Genomic DNA, 2,418 nt, shown 5'->3' with positions numbered 1-2,418 from the left:
TGGTCCGGCTCCTACTTCGCCGGATCCTGCGGCGGGGCACCGCTGACCGTCGTCAAGCAGTACATCGAGAACCAGCAGCGCCCCGTGGGCTGAGGACAACACTGCAGACCCCTGCGAACGATGCGGGCCACAGAGTTCTGAGACAGCCTTCGCCCCCGCCGTAAACGGCGGAGCACTCGCCAAGATCAGAGCTAGACCCGGCCGTCGGCCACCATGGGAGAGGTGAACTGCTCGTAGGAGCGCGGGCGACGCGGCCTGGGCCCGACCAACAGCCGGGCGCGTTCGCGCAGTTCGACACCGCGGTCGACTCTCCAGAGTCATGGTGCAGTCGATCTCCAGCGCACAGCGGGACGGTGATGAGGAGGAGCGTATCCAGCCGTGGTCGGCTTCAGCGGCTGTGGTCACGCAGTGCATGGTGCCCGCCGCCACTGACAACGGGTGGCGCTGCACCGACATCTTGTCGTTGTCCTTCACAACGACATGGTGGCCACGTCACCCGTGGCAGTATCCGGGGAAGACCACTTGGCTTCTTCTTGCCGCTCGGCGGGCGCTCTGTGCCGTGAGCCCGGCTGATCGTCATCGATAATTGCTGACAATATCTCCGATGATAAAATCAGTGATCCGGTCCGAAGCCTGTGAACACGGCGTCGGATGTTCGCGTGCGAGAGAGGAACGACAGCCGGTGACCAGCACGCGCATCAAGGGGGCGGCCGCTCGAAGCCACGTGAGCGCGCACATCCGCGACGCTCTGCGGAATGGCGACCTTGTGCCGGGACAGCGGCTGGTGGTGCAGGACCTGGCCGACGATCTCGGGGTGACCCGGAGCTCCGTACGCGAAGCGCTGGTCGACCTCACCTCCGACGACCTGGTGGAGATAGTTCGCAACCGCGGGGCGCGGGTCAGGCTGATCTCGATCGAGGAGGCCATCCAGATCACCGAGTGCCGCTCCGCGCTGGAGCGGGTGTGCGCGCGCAGGGCAGCGAACTACGCGAGTGAGGCACAGCGTGCCGAACTCACCGAGGTCGGCGCACAGTTGTGTGCGGCGGTCGCCGAGAACGCCCCCGAGACCTACTCGACCCTCAACCGAAGGCTGCACGACCTCATCATCGAGTTCAGCGGCCAGGCGGTCGCCAAACGTCAACTGGAGCGGCTCAACACGCAGATGGTGCGCTTCCAGTTCCGCCTCGCGATGCGGCCTGGTCGTCCGCAGCAGTCGCTGCCCCAGCTCCTGTCCATCATCAACGCCATCGTGGCCGGTGACGCCGACTCCGCCGAAGCGGCTACCGAGGCACAGCTGGCCAGCGTGATCGACGAACTGCGCACGACGGGGACCGCCCGCTCCGTCGCCCCCAGGTGATCCGCGCCAAGGGGTCGGCGAGCGGAGGGTGTCTTGCTTCCTGGGCTGAATCCGGTTGCTTCGAGTGCACCCGCCTTGTGACGAACGCTCTGGACACCCTCGCGACGACACCCCATGTGAGGCCGACGGCCTGCTGAAGGCGTCTTCGCATCTGGCGCCGAGCTCGTCAGGCCGGCAATGGTGCCGGCCATGCTCGGCTTCACCTCCAAGGCCGGGTGGCTCCGCCATGCCCGGGTTCACCTGCGGTAACCCTTCCCGCGCCTGCTGCCCCAGCAGTCCGGCTACGACAAGCGCGTGCCCGGGGCCGCCGAGCCGCTGCGGCGGGTCACCCGGTAGCCGACCGCCGGCACCTCGGTGTGAGACGACGACGTGAGGACTGTGGACTCCCCCCGGGGGGCACTTCACAGAAGGTTGCATGATCGCGATCGGTTTTCATTCCGGTCTTCTCCTTCCTGTAGTGCTTGTCGCGATCGGCGGCATTCCGCGCCAGCGGGATACAGCCGATCGCGTGTAGCCCGTTCGACCAGTCGCACCCGCTGTCTCCGTCCACGACGACCACGCGCCACCAGATGTTTCGTACGACGATCCCAACCCGGCGCGCGGAAGGGTCGACAGCGTGTATCCGCTCGCGGACATCGCCGCCGCGCACCGGGCGTTCGAGCACGGCGGCATCGCGGGCAAGCATGTGGTGGCGGTGTCCGCGTAGCGCGTCCGGGGCCGGGTCGGCGAGCGGGGCCTCGGTTAGTGGACGGAGTCGTGGAGTCCGGAGCCGACCGTGGCGTTCGTAGGGGGTACGACGTCTCGCGGGGCGTTGCGGGCATTCGCGCTGCGGACCTGGCGGGGCAGGGTGACCCCGTCGGCGAGCCAGCCCAGACCGCACAAGCCGATGGTGAACAGGTGGACCAGTCCTCGGCCGGTCCGGCCGAGGTAGAAGTGGTGGCCGCCGAACAGGCCGAGGAAGAACCACCAGAGGTAGGCGACTCCGACCGACTTCGGAGCGCTCGGCCCGGCGCCTTGGCGCGACGCCGGCGCCATGGCGGGTGGGACCGGCGCCGACGGCT

3 protein-coding genes and 1 pseudogene are annotated in these 2,418 nt (G+C 67.9%); 3 read left to right on the top strand and 1 reads right to left on the bottom strand.

The annotated features are described in order from the left end of the window. The 3 genes and pseudogenes from AC31A1_RS50190 to AC31A1_RS50180 form a co-directional block, all read left to right on the top strand. Positions 1-93, top strand: a 93-nt coding sequence (locus tag AC31A1_RS50190) for a transposase (RefSeq protein WP_489651895.1), incomplete at its 5' end; no start/stop codon positions are given. A gap of 589 nt (positions 94-682) precedes the next feature. Further along, entirely contained in the window at positions 683-1,357 is a 675-nt protein-coding gene (locus AC31A1_RS50185) for a GntR family transcriptional regulator (protein WP_489659723.1), read from the top strand. A gap of 607 nt (positions 1,358-1,964) precedes the next feature. Then, positions 1,965-2,063, top strand: a pseudogene (locus AC31A1_RS50180) (zinc-binding dehydrogenase); the annotation flags it as partial. A 35-nt stretch (positions 2,064-2,098) separates the two neighbouring features. Here AC31A1_RS50180 and AC31A1_RS50175 read toward each other — a convergent pair. Beyond that, the coding region (locus AC31A1_RS50175; RefSeq protein ID WP_489659722.1) for a TM2 domain-containing protein at positions 2,099-2,418 on the bottom strand (320 nt) is incomplete at its 5' end.

This window comes from Streptomyces sp. P5F9, from assembly GCF_057961495.1.
The sequence above is the reverse complement of the archived record's forward strand: the minus strand, read 5'-3'. Positions and strand labels throughout refer to the sequence as shown.